Here is a 17,278-nt window from a genome sequence, read left to right on the forward strand (position 1 = left end):
AACAAATTTCAAAGGCACGAAAATGACGCAAACTTCTAAAACAATAAACAGAAGGCATTTCCTGAAATCCTCCGGAGGAGTTGCTTTTTTCATAGGCATATCGGGTATCTTACCTCAACTGATGTCTTGCAGTGATACAAAAGTATTAGCGAAGCAAATAGAAAAGCATAAACTTACTGCCTGGGTACAACTCACGAAAGATGGACAAATTATTATCTACAATCCGGCAGCGGAAATGGGTCAGGGATCAATGACTGCTTTGCCAGTTTTGTTTGCAGAGGAAATGGATGCAGACTGGTCTAAGGTAAATGTAGAGTTTTCGCCTCAGAACTCGGATGTGTACGGATCCCCGGGCTGGTCCCCTGGGAGCAAACTCATGTTTACAGTAGGGAGCAGGACAACCAACAGTTATTATCAACTAATGCGGAAGGCAGGCGCACAAGCGCGATATATTTTAGTGTATAGTGCCGCAAAGCACTGGGGGGTAAATATATCTGAACTGAGCACTGCCGAAAGTCTTGTGACACACAATAAAACGAATAAGTCGATAAGTTACGCAGACCTTATTCCATTTTTGGAAATGCCGGCGAACCCTTCAGATTTGAGTGAGGTAAATTTAAAGGACCCTGCAGAGTTCAAACTAATTGGCAAAGAAATTCCAAGAACAGAAATTCCGTCCAAGGTAGATGGTACTGCACAATTTGCGATTGATCTGCAATTGCCAGGTATGGTTTATGGTGTATTGGAAAGGGGAAATTTACACGGCGCCAAACCTACCCTCATCAATGAAAAAGAAATATTGGAACAGGATGGGATTGTTAAAATAGTACCATTTGAATATGCTATTGGCATCATCGCCAATTCCCTGGAAAAGGCTTTACAGCTAAAAAAAATGTTGAAGATCGAGTGGAGTGATGCCCAGGCAAGTGGATTTAATTCTGATGAAGTTTTTACTGAGTATGAGAAAATAGCTGCCGGGGGTAATACAGAAAAAGCGATTGTTGAGAAAGGTAATATTAAAAAAGCTTTAGGTTCTGCGGCCAGAATTTATGAGGCAGATTACAAAAATGACTATGTATACCATGCCCAAATGGAACCCTTGAATGCGGTAATAAAAGTTGCGGAAGATAAAAATAGTGCTGAGGTTTGGGTAGGAAGTCAGCAAGGTCCCGACACTAAATTGGGAGTCCCTGATATTCTGGGCATTCCGCCCGAGAATGTTACTGTCCACTTACAGTATTTGGGCGGTGGCTTTGGGCGCAGAAGTATGAACGATTTTGTAGAGGAGTGCGCTTATCTGGCAAAAGAAATGGCACCTCAACCAGTAAAATTAATATGGACAAGAGAAGATGATCTCACTTATGGCGCCTACAGGCCGATGTCTCTTCAACGCTTACAAGTAGCTACAGATAAAAATGGTGAAATTACCGGTTTTTCACATTGTGTTGTTGGTGATGGCGGGCATCTGGTAGCTGGTGGGGTAAGAAATGACTATTATGACATACCCAACCAATTTGCCGAATGGCGTAAAGCATCACATGGGATCCGTTTAAAGCATTGGCGTTCAGTAGGTCACGCGCCTAATAAATTTGCCATAGAATGTATGCTCGATGATATAGCCAAAAGTCAAAAACTAGATCCGGTAGCACTGAGAAGAAAATTAATGAAAAACTCCCCGAAAGCACTGGCAACCTTAGAGAAAGTAGTGGAAATTTCGGGCTGGGAAGACCCTCCTATTGCAGGCAGGGCAAAGGGTATGGCATTTGCAGAACACGGTTCATTTGGGACCGGAGTATGCGAAATTTCAGTTGATGCCACAACGGGAAAAATAAACGTGCATAGATTCTGGATTGCGCTTAATGCCGGAGTAATTGTGCAACCAGACAATGTAAAGGCTCAAATGGAAGGGGGAGTTATTATGGGAATAAGTAGTTCGCTGCAGGAAAAGATCTCAATAATGGACGGTAAAATTCAACAATCTAATTTTAATGACTATAAGTTACTTCGTATGAACGACAGTCCTGAAAGTATTGAAGTGGCCCTGTTAAAGTCCACCGAAACCCCGGAAGGAGTTGGTGAAACGGCTACCCCAATGGTGGCAGGGGCAATAGCCAATGCCTTTCTTGCTCTTACCGGCAAAACCCTGAGGCACCTGCCCTTTACTCAGGAACGCGTACTGGAGGCTTTGAATAGCTAATTTTCGTTTAGCATTTGCAGCTGTATATTTCTGAATTTTACAGTACCCGTTTCCGCGGCCTGTAGCGCTATATATCCTTCAACCAGGTCTTTATTGTCAATATCAACGGTAAGTTGGTCGTTGACCCATGTCTGGATACGACTGCCTTTACACCGTATTTTATAGGTGTTCCATTTATCCAAAGTTTCTACATATGCTTTCGGAACCTCCCTGCTTACAACAGATCCGGTTCTCCACTTTTGATCCGGGTGTAAATCCCAGATATTCATTTCATAACAATCTATATTAGATAATTCCTTTACATTACAACGCACAAATATTCCGGAATTAATTGTGCTATCCGGTTGAAACTCCAACGTCAGCTCAAAATCCTTATAACTCTTTTCTGTAATAACAAAACCAGAGTTACTTGAAGCGGTACCTACCAAAACCCCATCATTAAAACTCCATTGGGCTTCACCTCCTTCATACCAATCCTTGCCTTGCTTTTCGAATAAAAGCAGAGTTGAAGAATTCTTTTGTCCGCAAGAGTTAATTAATAAGGCGATAATAAAAATGGCAAGAAGGTTCTGGTATCTCATTTATCAATATTTAAGTAATTGAATATATGAAAAATGAAGATTTAATTTCTCATAATATTGAATTATATTAGAGGTCCACCTAATTCTTAATGATGATAAGAAATATTGTTTTGTTATGCCTTGTTGGCAGCATTTGTATTCAATGTAAATCTGATAAAAAATCAAGCCCTGTCAAAGGTGAGGAGACGCTAACAGTGTCTTCCGAATTTAATTTTACATCAAACCCTCAGGAGGTTCCTGAACAAGAAATCAAAACATTAGAAATCGGTGCTTCGGCACCTAATTTTAAGCTACCTGGAGTAGATGGAAAATATCACAGCCTTTCCGATTATGCATCTGCAGAGGTTTTAGTTATTGTTTTTACCTGTAACCACTGCCCAACAGCCCAGGCCTATGAGGAAAGAATAAAGAAAATCACTGCAGATTTCGCCAACCAAAATGTACAGCTTATTGCTATCTCCCCCAATAGCCCCTTAGGCTTACTTTATGAGGAACTGGGCTATTCTGACTTAGGAGACACTTATGAAGATATGCTAATCAGGGCAAAAGAACAAGATTTCAACTTCCCATATCTCTACGATGGGGACACCCAGGAAGTAACTCTGGCATATGGCCCAGTAGCCACACCTCATGTATTTGTTTTTAACAAGGCCAGAACTTTAGAATATGTAGGAAGAATAGACGGTTCGGAGAAACCGGGTACAGCCAATGGTGAAGATCTGCGAAATGCCATAACACAGATACTCGCCGGGAATCCAATAGACCATCCTGTTACCAAAACTTTTGGGTGTTCTACCAAATGGGGATGGAAAACAAAAATGCGCGGCAGGGTAGACAAGCAGTGGGCAGAAAAGGAAGTGGAACTAACAGAAATGAATATTGAGGAGATTAAAGGACTTCTTAAAAACGATTCGGACAAGCTAAGATTATTAAACATATGGGCTACCTGGTGTGGTCCCTGCAGATTAGAATATCCAGATTTTATTGTGGTACAGCGAATGTTTGGAGCAAGGGATTTTGAATTTGTCTCGCTCTCCGCCGATAACCTATCCAAAAAGGAGGATGCCCTAAAATTCCTCAAAAAGTCCCAATCTGCAGTTCCCAATTATATCGCAACTACCAAAGATAAATACGAGCTCATTGAAGCGGTTGATCCAGAATGGAATGGTGCTTTACCATATACCGTATTAATAGAACCAGGAGGAAATGTAGTTTGGAGACACCAGGGCGAGGCAGACTTTCAGGAACTGAAGAGAACCATTGTAGATCATAAAATGATTGGTAGGGTGTATTAAACAGATCAATAAGATTTAGTGCTCCTAAGTGTTTGAATTCTAATAATTACATATGTGCTACGATATCAAAGCCAGCCTGGAAGCCCAATTAAAAAGAGCTAGAAGAGATGGTGATTTAAATGCCATTCAGGAAATAGAAAAAAAGCTGGTTCCTTTGACAGACTTGCCTATTTTTCATGCCTCGGGCTTTAGTCATCCCAAACTATTGATCTATACAGACGCATCTCCCAAAATTCCCATCGTAGCGCAGTGGGGACTTGTACCTCATTGGGTAAAAGACAGTGTGCAACTGAAGAAATTCTGGAACAACACCCTCAATGCAAGAGGAGAAACAATTTTCGAAAAACCGGCGTTTCGTCAATCGGCCAGAGGCAATCGTTGTCTTATTTACGTAGATGGTTTTTACGAACATCATCATTATAAAGGAAAAACCTATCCTTATTATATCCATCAAAAAGATGCTATGCCCATGATCCTGGCGGGTCTTTGGAGCGAATGGGTGGATAGAGCAACGGGAGAACTATGGACTACTTTCTCCATAGTAACAACTGAGGGCAATCCTCTTTTGGCAAAAATTCATAATAATCCGAAACTTAAGGGTCCAAGAATGCCCTTAATTTTACCGGAAGACCTTGCTGATAAATGGTTAATGGATATTGAGGAAGAATTGGATATTCAACTAATCCGGGAATTGATTCATTCGTTTCCTGAGGAGGAGTTGGAGGCCCACACGGTTCATAGGCTCAGAGGAAAGGACTATATGGGCAATGTTGCCCAAATCAGTGAAAAAGTAGACTACCCGGAATTGGTAGAATAAGCGAGCTGCTTATTTCACCAAATCGAACATTCTTGAATATTTAATAATAAAGCTGTTATTAAGCGGATCACCATCCTGAAGATTGTGATTATAGACAATAAACAATCCGGTATTGGCTCTTTGAAGCCAGCCAAAACGTAGATTCACGGCCCATAGTTTGTCTACGGTGTTATTTTGAATCAGCCCCTGCAGGTACATCTGGGGAGTAAAAGAATAAGACAACTTACTGCCAAAAATATTTGCGGTAAAATCGCCCCCTGGAAGATCAAATTTGTTGTATTGATATGTAAAAGCCGCATTGAATTTGTCTCCTGACCTTAGTCTTAAAGTACCGCTATTTAAATACCGTTTCCCTCCAAAAGAGCCACCTGCTACCGAACGAATATTTATGGATATGGGGTTACTCTGGTTGGTGAAAAAGATGAGCTGTCCTTCCGTATGATCATAGGTGCCAGGCTGCACCACTACCCCATCAGATATTTCAAAGGCATCCAATACCCCTTCGGTAGTGACATTCATCCCCGTGTGTATTTCAAGGCCACTTTTAAACTCCCAATGATTATCTATATGCAGAAAACTGGTTTCATTAAATCCGTCAAAATTCCAGAATCCCCTATAAGAGACGTGCGGTCTGAGTTCCAGGATCTTGGAGTTCTCATTTTTTGGCCGATAATGATAAAGTATCAATCCTTCAGGTTTTCTGAATGCAGAACGGAATAAGAAGCCTACCTCCGGATTAAAACCCTGTCCTACCTCGGTATAACCAGCGCGCATTTCCCAATTGTTCCAAACATAATCTGTTTGAAATTTAAAGGCATGTGCGTTAATGGTATCATTAGGATCGTTTGTACGGGCGTAGAAACCAGACATTCTTGCCTTTCTTCCCAATCCTAACTTTCCATCAATGGCGTAGGTTCTGTTGTAGTCATCATCGCTTTGCAAACCGGTTCTGCTCACAAGAACAGCTCCAAGTGCTGTACGCCCTTTAAATTCATGATTTACCCTGGCTACAGTAAAGTTGTTTTTTTCAATTCCCGCTTCCTGAACATCATCTGTAAACATGCTCAATAGTCCGACATTGGTTCGGTTAAGCTTCCCCGAGAGCCTTGCTCCCCCAATAATTGGAACCACATTACCCGAATCTCCAATACCTATCCGTCTGCTAAAAAACAGATCTACCTCACCCGGACTACCGACAGAAAAAAGTCCGGCATTCTCCAAAAAGAAAGGTCTCTTCTCTGGAAAGAAGAGGTTAAACCTGTCCAGGTTCACTTGTTGATCATCCACTTCAACCTGAGCAAAATCGGTATTATAAGTAAGATCAAGGGTTAAGCTCGGGGTGATACTGTATTTGATATCGCCACCCACATCGGCCGTAAATTCTGTTGTGGGGTCGGCCAGGGTCTGATCTGTATCGAGCCTACCTAAGGCATACGGAATAATTTTAAGGTTTCCAGGGCTTCGAAGCTTTAAACCTGTAAGTGTTCCTGCCAGTGAAAGTCTGTTTAGGTTAAAACCAATGGGCATCGCCGCCCAATATACAATCTCATTGCTTTTTCTAATGTTCCTTCTGAAATTTATTCCCCAGTCTTTCCCGGATTGAAACCTGATCGTTCTAAGTGGTATGGCAAACTCAGCACTCCAGCCAAAATCAGCCACCTGGGTCTGCACCTCCCAACTGGCATCCCAGTTAAGGTTAAAGCCTCCGATGGTACCGCCTTGTTGCCTGTTCACATTAAAATTACCCTGGCCTTCATTGTCTACCTGTGCATCGTATTCCACACCCAGAGAATTGGTGCCAAAAATAAAACCGTTTTGTCCGTCCTTATAGGTGTCCAAAATAAAAATAAAGGCATCCGTATTATCAAGATTGGCATCTCTAAGGGCATCCGAAACCACCAGATTCTGAGGTTCGGCATCATAACAAACTACTGAAACATAGAACGTATCCGATGTATAAGCAATTCTTATTTCTGTCTTTTCTGTTGCCGCCAGGCCATAATTGGGTTGGGTCTGTGTCAGGTCGCCAAAGGGCACTATGTCTTGCCAGATTCCGTCATTAATAACCTCTCCGTCAATTGTTGGGCCTGTGGTTATAGCTACTGCTTCGGCAGTAGGTCTTGTATTGGTAGTGGTTGTATTGTCCTGGGCACTAAGAGCACTGACAATTGCCAAACTGTACAAAGACAAAAAAAAGCATTTACGGAATAACATGAAGGGCAGTTGGTGATTTGCTGTTTAAATGTACCCTTTTCTTTGAATTTTTGGACTATTTCACTTAAAGTTTTTCTCTAGTTTTAGGAATGCTATTGCAAAATCTCTAAATTGGAACATTCAAGGATAATCGTATGTCATTTGAACTCAGTACGGCCCAGAAATCCTTTTTTAAAGAAGAGGGATATTTGGTTATAAATCATCTCCTAAGCCAAGAGGAGGTTAACTATTACAATGAGGTCTACGAAGGATTTCTGAACAATAGTATTAATGCCTCTAAATACAGGTCTGATCTCTCAGGATCTGCAGACCCAAATTCAGAGAAAATTACCCAAATCATGGTTCCGAGTAAAGTATTTCCGGAACTCCTGGAAAAACCGTTGCATCAAAAAACACTGAGTATAGCAAAAGGGCTCCTTGGGGAGGATATGGACTTAGATTTTGACATGTTGATCAACAAAGCTCCCCATACCAATACTATTACCCCATGGCATCAGGATGCGGCCTATTGGATAGAACTCCCGGACAAAAGAGCAGTTAGTTGTTGGGTGGCTATAGACAGGGCTTTTAAAGAGAATGGCTGTATGTGGTATGTGCCTAAATCTCATCTGCAACCTTTATTGACTCATACACAAACGGGGAACAAAGGAGCACTAAAGTGCGAAGGCAGTGAAGCAAATGCTGTATGCATTGAACTGGAACCGGGTTCCTGTGTTTTGCATCAGGGAGGCACTTTACATTATAGTCGGGGGAATACCACCTCACAACATCGTAAAGCACTTATCACTAACTTCAGGCCTGGTGAAATGATTGCGCTTGAACGATTACAAGGAGTAGACCATACGGGAGAGCGAAAAATTAATATAAAATAACTTACTCAATATAAAATTTGAACTAATATGAAGCTAAACAAGATTACCCTGCTATTAAGCCTTACTTTTATTTTATCTCTTTCTTTATTGCAGTCACAAATGGCTGCAACTCTGGAGGCGTCTAATGCCGGAATTTCGGAGGACCGGCTAGAGCGGTATGAAAATTTCCTGAAGTCGGAAATCGATGAGAGACGCATCCCCGGAGCGGTATCCCTGGTTTTCAGGAAAGGAGAAATTGTTCATGAAGCCAGCTATGGCTACTCTAGCCTGGATGATAAAAATCCTATGGGGCAAGATAATATCTTTCATATCATGTCTATGACAAAGCCCATTGTTACGGTAGCTTTTATGATGCTCTATGAAGAAGGGCATTTCTTTTTGACCGATCCGGTTTCCAAATATCTGCCTCAATTTAAAGATTTAAAAGTGGCCAAGGATGTAAATGAGGGCAAAGACGGGGCTACAGAACCGGCCAACAAGGAAGTCACAATTCACCAGGTGCTTACGCATACCGCCGGATTTTCTCATGGCCTTGGCGGTACAAAGCTAGATAGTGAAACTGCTCAGGCCCTGTATTTTGAACCTCAGGAAAATATAGAAAGTAGAGTAAACACCCTGGTAAGTTTACCTCTTATTGGGCATCCCGGAGAACAATGGTATTACAGTGCTTCGCCAGATGTGTTGTCTTTACTGATAGAACATTTTTCTGGTATGAGCACCGCAGAATTTTTACAAAAAAGAATTTTTGATCCCCTGGGGATGAATGATACAGGTTACAATATTGACAAATCTAATCAGGATAGATGGGTACCTGTGCACAATATTAATGAAGAAGGAGCATTAGTAAATTCGGAGCAACAGCTTCCCAAAGATGGGATAACGGTGTTCGGAGGTACACATGGACTTTTTTCCACAGCTTCGGACTATATGAAATTTTGCCAAATGTTACTTAATAATGGCAGTGCCAACGGGCAACAATTGCTGAGCACAAAGACAGTAGAACTAATGACCCAAAATCATGTAGGTGGATTGTATCAGGCGCCCGGCCAGGGATTCGGGCTTGGGTTTGGAGTAACCACTGACCTTGCGGCAAGTAAGTCTACCGGTTCGGTTGGACAATATTACTGGGGTGGCGCTTATTGTACCTACTTCTTTATTGATCCGGAAGAAGAACTGATTGCCATTCTTATGACCCAGCTTCAACCCTATAGCAACTACTATAGTAATAAAATGAGACAGTACATCTATCAAACGATAACAGACTAGGCTAAAATAGAAATAGCATGGCCTGGATTAAAACCATTTCATATACCAAAGCCGACAAAAATTTAAAGCGTATTTATGACCGTGTGGCAGGGCCGGATAAAACTGTTGATAATGTACTGAGCATTCATAGTTTAAGACCACATACCCTAATTGGCCATATGACGCTATACAAAAGTGTTTTGCATAATAGCAATAACACATTGCCCAAGTGGTATCTGGAAGCAATAGGTATTTATGTAAGTCTGCTTAATGCATGTGAATATTGTGTATTGCATCATTCCGAAGGCCTGAGAAGGCTCTTGAACGATGCTGAGAAATACAACGCGATAATCAGTGCAATTAAAAATGAGAACTTATCCTCTTTCTTTAATAAAAAATATTTAAGCGGATTAATCTATGCTAAAGATCTTACCATAAATACGGTAAATGTATTGGAAGAAAATATAATAGAACTCAAAAATGCCGGATTCACAGAAGGCCAAATACTGGAAATTAATCAGGTCAGCAGCTATTTTAATTATGTAAACCGCACTGTCCTGGGTTTGGGGGTTTCGGTAAAAGGTGATATTTTAGGGCTATCACCAAAAGACGGCGAAGATCCGCGGAATTGGAATCATCATTAATTTAGATTGGAATAAAATGAAATCATTATTAACTACATTATTATTACTGGGATTTGCATTACAGGGTTTCTCTCAGCAGGTTATCAATTTACCTTTTGAAGAAGACGAAGATGTCAGCTGGGAAGGTGGGGAAAAAGAGTATTATTCACAAATATGGCAGAATGAGGTCGTTACCAATGTATCTATCCCTACAATCCAGGTATTTAAGCCAGCAAACAACAAAGCCAATGGGACCTCCGTAATAGTGGCTCCAGGAGGAGGGCTTTTTGCACTTAGTATAAAAAGTGAAGGGACAGATGTTGCCAAATGGCTTAATGAGAAAGGAATTACCGCTTTTGTGCTTAAATACAGATTAGTCCCAACCGGGGAAGATGGTGTAAAAGAAATTTCGGAATTGGGAACTAACAACCCACAGGGCATTGAAATGAAAGTTGCCCCGGTACTACCATTGTCTATATCGGACGGGCTCGCATCTATTGCATATGTGCGTGCTAATGCGGACCAGTTTGGTATTGCACCCGATAAAATTGGTTTTATGGGCTTTTCTGCTGGGGGAGCAGTAACCATGGGGGTAGCTTTTAATTACACAAAAGAAAACAGGCCAGATTTTATAGTTCCCGTATATCCCTGGATGACTGTTCTAGGTCCTTATCAGGTACCTGAAGACGCGCCACCTATGCTTGCAATTTGTTCTTCTGATGACCCTCTGGGACTCGCTGCCCATAGTGTTAATTTATATTCCAGCTGGTTAAAAGCAGGTAAGTCTACAGGTTTACACATGTACGCTAAAGGAGGTCATGGATATGGGATGAAGAAGCAGGGCTTACCTTCAGACCATTGGATTGCACGCTTTCATGAATGGGCTCTAGCCGAAGGCATTGTCATCCCTGAAGGAGGCTTATAAGGACCTTTGATATTGTTATCCGTTGAAAATAATTTGATCGGTTCGGGCAATCCGTGTATCTTCGGCTTTAATTTTTTTTGATTTGAAACGGATTACACTATTTATCTTATTTATTGCCTTTACTTCTAATGCGCAAGACCCACTTAGATTTAAAGAGGAAGTCGCACAAATCCAAAATAAATACAAAAGCATTGGGGACAGTTCTCAGGAAACTGTAGTTTTTACAGGAAGTTCCAGTATTCGTGTCTGGAACAATCTTCAGGATGTTTTCCTTGATCACCAGATTGTAAATACTGGTTTCGGAGGATCCCAGGCGTCAGACCTACTTGCCTATATAGACGAGTTAGTATTGCAATTTGAACCAGACAGGGTATTTATCTATGAAGGAGACAATGATATTTCATTTAAAAAAAGACCACGCCAGATACAGCTTGTAATGCAGGAGATCATCGATAAAATTAGAGCGCAGTATTCAGACGCCAAAATAATACTCATCTCGGCAAAGCCCAGCATGGCACGCTGGCATCTGAGACGAAAATACAGAAAGTTAAATCGGAAATTTAAACGGCTGGCAAAACACGATAGCTCCCTTGAATATGCCAACATATGGGACATAATGCTGAGCGGTAGAAAAGTTCGTGAAGACATATTTGTAGAAGACGGACTGCACATGAACCAGAAGGGATATGAGTTGTGGTACTCGGTAATAAAACAATACATGAATTAATAGGTATAATTTCAAATCTAAACAATGAAGAATCATTTTTTAATCAACAAGCAAGGGGCCTGGATTATTCTTTTTGCAATGGTATTAACTATCAGTTCCTGTACGGGCGAAAAGAAGCAGGTAATTAATTTTCCGGCCACGGATCTGGCTATGGAAAATATGATCCCAAAACCTACAAAGATCATTCCGACTAATTCCGCATTTGGATTGGATCAGTTCACCGCTATCTACACATCGCAAAGCGAATCAGGATTTAATGAAGTAGCGGAATTTCTCTCGGACAAAATTCAGGGGAAGACGGGCCTTAATTTGCCTGTAAACCAAAGTGACGCTGGTACCGTAGACCGGGTAATATATATTAATAAAACAGATAGTACAGAGGTAGCTGGTTCCGAGGGATATCAATTGTATATTACCAAAGATTCTATAATACTCAACGCCAGATCTTCAGAAGGCGCCTTCCGCGGCATTCAGACTTTAAGGCAGATCATTCCTGAAGTAAGTAATGATACGCTTGCGGAACAACCTATCTGGCCTATCCCAACAGGGAAAATTTCTGATAATCCCAATTTTGAATACAGAGCGTCCATGTTAGATGTTGCAAGGCATTTCTTTAGCGTAGAGGATGTTAAGAAATACATAGACCTTCTGGCTTACTATAAGATTAATGTCCTTCACCTTCATCTTACCGACGATCAGGGATGGCGTATTGAAATTAAATCGTGGCCTAAATTAACAGAAATTGGAGGGAGCACTGAAGTAGGTGGTGAATCCGGTGGTTTTTACACCCAGGAAGATTATAAAGATATTGTGGCCTATGCCGCAAAGCATTATATGACCATCATCCCGGAGGTAGACATGCCTGGGCATACCAACGCGGCCTCCGTGTCTTACCCAATTTTAAATGGCAACGGCAAAACCCCGGAATTGTATGAGGGCACACATGTAGGTTTCAGCACTTTTGATACCAGAAAAGATACGGTGTATGCATTTATTGATGACGTAGTAAGAGAAATCTCCGAAATTACCCCTGGTCCATATTTTCATATTGGAGGTGATGAGAGCCATGTCACCAAGAAAAACGACTACATCTATTTTGTGCAAAAAGTTGAAAAGATTGTTCAAAAATATGGCAAACGAATGATAGGTTGGGACGAAGTGGCGCAGGCTAATCTTGATGGCTCTTCTGTGGTGCATTTCTGGAATAGCGAAGAGAATGCTAATAAAGCTGTGGAAAAGGGTATGAAGGTAATTCTTTCACCGGCTACAAAGGCCTATTTGGATATGGAGTACGATACGCTCTCTAAATTCGGGCTGCATTGGGCCGCCTATATCCCTGTGGATACGGCATATATCTGGACGCCCGAGAGTTTCGCCAAAGGAGTTCCCCAAGAAAGTATTCTTGGAGTTGAAGCCCCCTTATGGTCGGAGACTATTAGCAATATAGATGAACTGGAGTACCTGGCATTTCCGAGGATGATTGGATATTCCGAACTGAGTTGGAGCACAGAAGAAAATAGAAATTGGGACAATTTTAAAGTACGCCTTGCCAACCAGGCACCTTTCCTGGATAGAATGGACGTTAAGTATTACGCCTCCCCTAAAATAGATTGGAAAGAAAGTAAATATAGCTATAAGGAGATCTCCAAAGACTAAACTCCCAAACTACATTTTCTACTGGAATAAATGGTGAATTACATAGTAGATTAAGGGGTTTAATAGATTTACCATAAAAAATAGGGCCAGCTGATAGCTGGCCCTATTTTTTGTTCTGCTTCTTATTTTAATGTTTACTTCCTAATTCCAGGAACTCCTTCAGGCTTTTTGGTCTGCCAATTAAAGGGTTCAGCTTTTTGCTCCTTTGGCCATACCTCATCTAAGGTATCTGCCTTATACACCCGCCCATTCTTTATAACGTGGGTTAGTGTATTGGTGTTTCTCAGATTATCCAGAGGATTTTTATCAAGAATTACTATGTCCGCAAGCTTACCTGCTTCCAGAGTCCCCAAATCTCCTTCAAGGCCCAATGCTGTAGCTCCATGAATAGTGGCCACCTTCAGGGCATCATGGTTGTCCATATCAGCACTTGCTACAGACCAGAGTTCCCAATGGTATCCTAGTCCCTGCAGTTGTCCATGGCTCCCTACCCCGGCAATACCATCGGCAGCTACCAAATCTTTCATAAACTCCGCATGTTTTTTAAAAACATGCTCTTCGTCCATAAACCAACCCGGCCTTCTGCGCGATTTTTGAGCTAGCTCCTGATAAGGTGTAAAATATTGGATCTTCTTATCTCCCCAAACATCCTCTCTGGCATAGTAATAGTTTTCGGCCCATGGCCCTCCGTACGACACCAATAAGGTTGGGGTTACCGCCATTTTGGAATCTGCTATAGACTTTACCACATCTTCATAAATAGGATATATTGGCAGAGAGTGCTCATGTCCGGGATAACCATCAAGAAGTTGGGTCATATTCAATTTAAAATCCAGACCGCCTTCGGTGGTTGGCATTAGCTTTAATTCTTTTGCCGCCATTATAATCCATTGTCTTTGCTGACGATTCCCAACCAAGTACATTTTAATGCTCTTGGTATTGTAATACTCACTGTATTGTTTTAAAACTTCTTTTGCATGATCCAGACTTTCTATTTTATATCTCCAGAATCCTACCCCAGGACCGGTACTGTACACCCTAGGGCCATGCAATATTCCTGCCTGGACCATATCGGAATAGGTAAGGACATCTGTTGTGGCTGTTTGCGGGTCTCTTGTAGTGGTAACTCCATAAGCCAGATTTGCAGAATACATCCAAACCTGGTTTTTATGAACTCCCCAACTGGGCCACATATGGGCATGGGTATCAATAAACCCGGGGGTAAGCGTTTTACCAGACATATCAAGTGTGGTTGTACCCTCCGGTACAGATAAACTACCACTCGGACCCACAGCCTTAATCCTATTGTTCTCAACAAGGATATCTCCATTTTCGATAACCTCATCTCCTTTCATACTAATGATGCGTCCTCCCTTTAACAATAGTGTCCCTTTTGGAATATCTCTTTTATAGGCCACTTTAATCTTAAACTCTTCAGCTTCAAATTTAGGATCCTTTTTATCCTCGTCTTTCTTGTCCTCGGTTTTAGTACTGTCTTTTTTAACTTCAGTTTCCTTGAGTTCTTTTTCTTTTTTCTTAGCCTCGGCCAAACTATCTTTAAATTGCTTTCCTGCCTGTAGGTCATAACGGAAATGGCTAGCACCTAAAGACCAGTGCACCTTTTTGCTGTCTGAAGACCATGCCGGGAATTCTCCGCCCATTACAGTGAGCTTCATGGCCGGAAATGAAGCATTGTCTGGCTTTGCAACAGATATTGTCGGGGTCTTACCATATCTGGGAATAACCACCGTAAACATATCGTTATTAATTTGTGCTAAAGCCGTTTTACCGTCAGGGGAAATGCGTATTTCGGAAGGTCTGGAAGATTTATCATTGGGTTCCTGACCACTATCGGCCGCTGGTAAATACGTGTTTTTACTGCTATCAAAATGATCTTCGCCAAAAATATCCTGAGAACCATAAGTTTCGATTCCCTTTAATTTTAAATGAACTTTCTCATCTGTGCCATCCCATCGGATAGATACCAGCCCTTTTTGTCCATTACTGAGATAGATCCTGTCATCTACTTTGGTAAAATGCGGAAACTGCCTGCCTTTTGTTTTGTCTATATAATTAATTTTACCCCCTTCAGTGGCAATCCAGACCAGGTCTTCCTGTCCTCTACCGGCCCGGGGCCCGATAGAATTTTCATAGACTTGTGCAGTGCCTCTGTGGAACGCTATTCTATTGCTTTTATAAGACCACTCCGGATTTGTGTAAATCCCGACTTCCCTGGTTAATTGCACTGCTCTCGGGCGCCCTTCTGTATTGATTTTATACAAATGACCCCCTCCGTTCTTCCAGCTGGTATACACAAGGAATTTCCCGTCAGGCGACCATGCAGGTTGGGCTTCTGTAAAGTCGTTAGTTGTTAATCGCCTTGGAGTGCCATTGGGTAAATCCATAATATACAGGCGGTTTAAAGCGGTAAATGCAAGTTGAGAACCGTCAGGTGAGGGTTTAGCATCTCTAATCTGGGTTACCAGGGCTTCTTCAGTATCTTCTATTGGATACTCAAATTTGAGTCTGGGACCCATTTCCAGCGTTACATCAACCTCGAATGGTATTTCAGTGGCAGTATTATCTGCTATTGATATGCTATACATCTTGCCCCCATATGAAGCGATTAAATTCTTATTGTCTGGTGTAAAAGACATTGCGGGTAATACCCCCAAGGGTGCAATAGATTCCTGCTCATCGCGCTGCACCGGATATGCCAGCCATTTTTCTTTTCCGGTTTTAAGATTGCGAAGCACCAATCCGGTCTCTTCTTCGAAACGCGTGCCATAAACCATCCAAAGCCCATCAGAAGACAATGTGGGGGTAAATGCGGAGCCATATCTGGAAGTGATAACTGCCATATCACTATCTTCCATATCATAGGTGCCGATTTGGTATTGTGGCAATTGAGCATTATAATTCCATGCATTGGTTCTTCTGGAGAAGTACAGGAGTTTACCATCCGATCCAAATGCAGGGTCTATAGCCTTGACATTTTTAGGTTCGGAGAAAAGCTGACTACCGGCACCCCCATCTTTGTGATAGATGTGCATTTTAATATTTCGCCTACCTTTACAACCCACGATATACTCCCCGTCGGTAGTCCATTCAGCAGAAAAGAAATTGTGCTTTTTATCTTTTGTAATTTGTTTATCCTCCTTAGAGGCTAAATCCAGCGTCCAGATATTGTCTGAACCACTTTTATCGGAGATGAAAACAATCGATTTTCCATCCGGACTGTAGCGCGGATGTACATCATACGCCAAACCACTGGTAATTTGAGTTGCCTTGCCACCGTTTATTGGGATAGAATAAATATCACCCATTAAATCAAAAACAATTTGCTGGCCGTCCGGACTTACATCTAAAGATATCCACGTGCCCTTGGTGGTGGAAAAAGAAATTGTCCGCTCTGGTTCTAATGGAAGTTCCTTGGTTGCCTTTTTAGTACTGTCTATTTCCTTGGTGGTATCCTGTCCATAAACAAAGGAGATAAACAGGAAGCCAATTGCAAAAAAAATGGTTCGATAAAATCTATTCATTGGATATTTCAATTAAAATTAAAGTCGCTAAATATAACCAATAAAATTGTGAAGCAATCAAAAAAAAGTCCGGCATTTAGGGAAATGCCAGACATCAGAAATAGGCGGAAATGCTAAGCAATATTACTCCTCTTCGGAGTCTTCATTATCCGTAGCATCTTCTGTAAAATTGGTAATACCATGGTCGTTCAGAATATTGTACCATTGAATTACTTTTTTAATATCGCTGGGATATACGCGATCTTCGTCATAATTAGGAAGAATCTCAAAGAAATATTCCTCTAGTTTGAGTTTGTCCTCCTTGTGTCCTATGGCAGTTCTGCCTCCCTTCTCTTTGGTCTGAATTTTTTGAAAAACTTCCCTCAACGGAAGTTCTTCATCTAAGGTATAGATCGCTATTTCCGATAGTACACTCACATTACTAGACATCCCAACAGAGACTCTCCTTTTATCTAAAAGAGATTCAGCTACAAAACCTGTTCTGGTCTGTGTCAATAATTTAAAAAGTCCTGGCCTCCCGCCAATAGACAATATTTTATCTAAACCCATCTAATATTCTAAAATTTAATTGAAATTAACTATGT

General features: G+C 41.4%; 13 protein-coding genes. 9 read left to right on the plus strand and 4 right to left on the minus strand.

Going from position 1 to position 17,278, the window contains the following annotated elements; translation table 11 throughout:
• Positions 1 to 22 precede the first annotated feature (22 nt).
• Positions 23 to 2,197, plus strand: a complete 2,175-nt coding sequence (locus tag J1G40_RS06795) for a xanthine dehydrogenase family protein molybdopterin-binding subunit (protein ID WP_265241855.1) — start codon at positions 23 to 25, stop codon at positions 2,195 to 2,197.
• On the opposite strand, the gene J1G40_RS06800 is transcribed toward J1G40_RS06795, so the two are convergent.
• Positions 2,194 to 2,778: a DUF1080 domain-containing protein gene (locus tag J1G40_RS06800; RefSeq protein WP_265241856.1), complete on the minus strand. Its 585-nt coding sequence runs from the start codon at positions 2,776 to 2,778 to the stop codon at positions 2,194 to 2,196. The genes J1G40_RS06795 and J1G40_RS06800 overlap by 4 nt on opposite strands.
• A gap of 89 nt (positions 2,779 to 2,867) precedes the next feature.
• Between J1G40_RS06800 and J1G40_RS06805 the strand changes: the two genes are divergently transcribed.
• Positions 2,868 to 4,073 (plus strand): redoxin domain-containing protein, encoded by a 1,206-nt coding sequence (locus J1G40_RS06805; protein WP_265241857.1) that lies wholly within the window; start codon positions 2,868 to 2,870, stop codon positions 4,071 to 4,073.
• Between the two features lie 52 nt (positions 4,074 to 4,125).
• Positions 4,126 to 4,890 carry an SOS response-associated peptidase gene (locus J1G40_RS06810; RefSeq protein ID WP_265241858.1) on the plus strand — a complete coding sequence of 255 codons (765 nt, stop codon included), beginning with the start codon at positions 4,126 to 4,128 and terminating at the stop codon, positions 4,888 to 4,890.
• A 9-nt stretch (positions 4,891 to 4,899) separates the two neighbouring features.
• On the opposite strand, the gene J1G40_RS06815 is transcribed toward J1G40_RS06810, so the two are convergent.
• Positions 4,900 to 7,080: a carbohydrate binding family 9 domain-containing protein gene (locus J1G40_RS06815; protein ID WP_265241859.1), complete on the minus strand. Its 2,181-nt coding sequence runs from the start codon at positions 7,078 to 7,080 to the stop codon at positions 4,900 to 4,902.
• Between the two features lie 158 nt (positions 7,081 to 7,238).
• Here J1G40_RS06815 and J1G40_RS06820 point away from each other — a divergent pair, with 158 nt between their 5' ends.
• The 6 genes from J1G40_RS06820 (at position 7,239) to J1G40_RS06845 (ending at position 13,152) form a co-directional block, all read left to right on the plus strand.
• Positions 7,239 to 7,976: a phytanoyl-CoA dioxygenase family protein gene (locus tag J1G40_RS06820; RefSeq protein WP_265241860.1), complete on the plus strand. Its 738-nt coding sequence runs from the start codon at positions 7,239 to 7,241 to the stop codon at positions 7,974 to 7,976.
• A gap of 27 nt (positions 7,977 to 8,003) precedes the next feature.
• On the plus strand, positions 8,004 to 9,242 hold the full coding sequence (locus tag J1G40_RS06825) for a serine hydrolase domain-containing protein (RefSeq protein ID WP_265241861.1): 1,239 nt from the start codon (positions 8,004 to 8,006) through the stop codon (positions 9,240 to 9,242).
• A gap of 17 nt (positions 9,243 to 9,259) precedes the next feature.
• Positions 9,260 to 9,865 carry a carboxymuconolactone decarboxylase family protein gene (locus tag J1G40_RS06830; protein ID WP_265241862.1) on the plus strand — a complete coding sequence of 202 codons (606 nt, stop codon included), beginning with the start codon at positions 9,260 to 9,262 and terminating at the stop codon, positions 9,863 to 9,865.
• Between the two features lie 16 nt (positions 9,866 to 9,881).
• Positions 9,882 to 10,769: an alpha/beta hydrolase gene (locus J1G40_RS06835; protein WP_265241863.1), complete on the plus strand. Its 888-nt coding sequence runs from the start codon at positions 9,882 to 9,884 to the stop codon at positions 10,767 to 10,769.
• Positions 10,770 to 10,851: 82 nt separating this feature from the next.
• On the plus strand, positions 10,852 to 11,496 hold the full coding sequence (locus tag J1G40_RS06840; RefSeq protein ID WP_265241864.1) for a GDSL-type esterase/lipase family protein: 645 nt from the start codon (positions 10,852 to 10,854) through the stop codon (positions 11,494 to 11,496).
• Positions 11,497 to 11,520: 24 nt separating this feature from the next.
• Positions 11,521 to 13,152: a beta-N-acetylhexosaminidase gene (locus J1G40_RS06845; protein ID WP_265241865.1), complete on the plus strand. Its 1,632-nt coding sequence runs from the start codon at positions 11,521 to 11,523 to the stop codon at positions 13,150 to 13,152.
• 134 nt (positions 13,153 to 13,286) lie between these two features.
• On the opposite strand, the gene J1G40_RS06850 is transcribed toward J1G40_RS06845, so the two are convergent.
• Together J1G40_RS06850 and J1G40_RS06855 are read right to left on the minus strand one after the other, a co-directional pair.
• Positions 13,287 to 16,694, minus strand: coding sequence for an amidohydrolase family protein (locus J1G40_RS06850; RefSeq protein ID WP_265241866.1), 3,408 nt, complete (start codon positions 16,692 to 16,694; stop codon positions 13,287 to 13,289).
• A gap of 123 nt (positions 16,695 to 16,817) precedes the next feature.
• Positions 16,818 to 17,243 carry a DUF5606 domain-containing protein gene (locus J1G40_RS06855; RefSeq protein ID WP_265241867.1) on the minus strand — a complete coding sequence of 142 codons (426 nt, stop codon included), beginning with the start codon at positions 17,241 to 17,243 and terminating at the stop codon, positions 16,818 to 16,820.
• Positions 17,244 to 17,278 lie beyond the last annotated feature (35 nt).

This window comes from Muriicola sp. Z0-33 (genome assembly GCF_026126425.1).
GTDB lineage: Bacteria > Bacteroidota > Bacteroidia > Flavobacteriales > Flavobacteriaceae > JAFMPW01.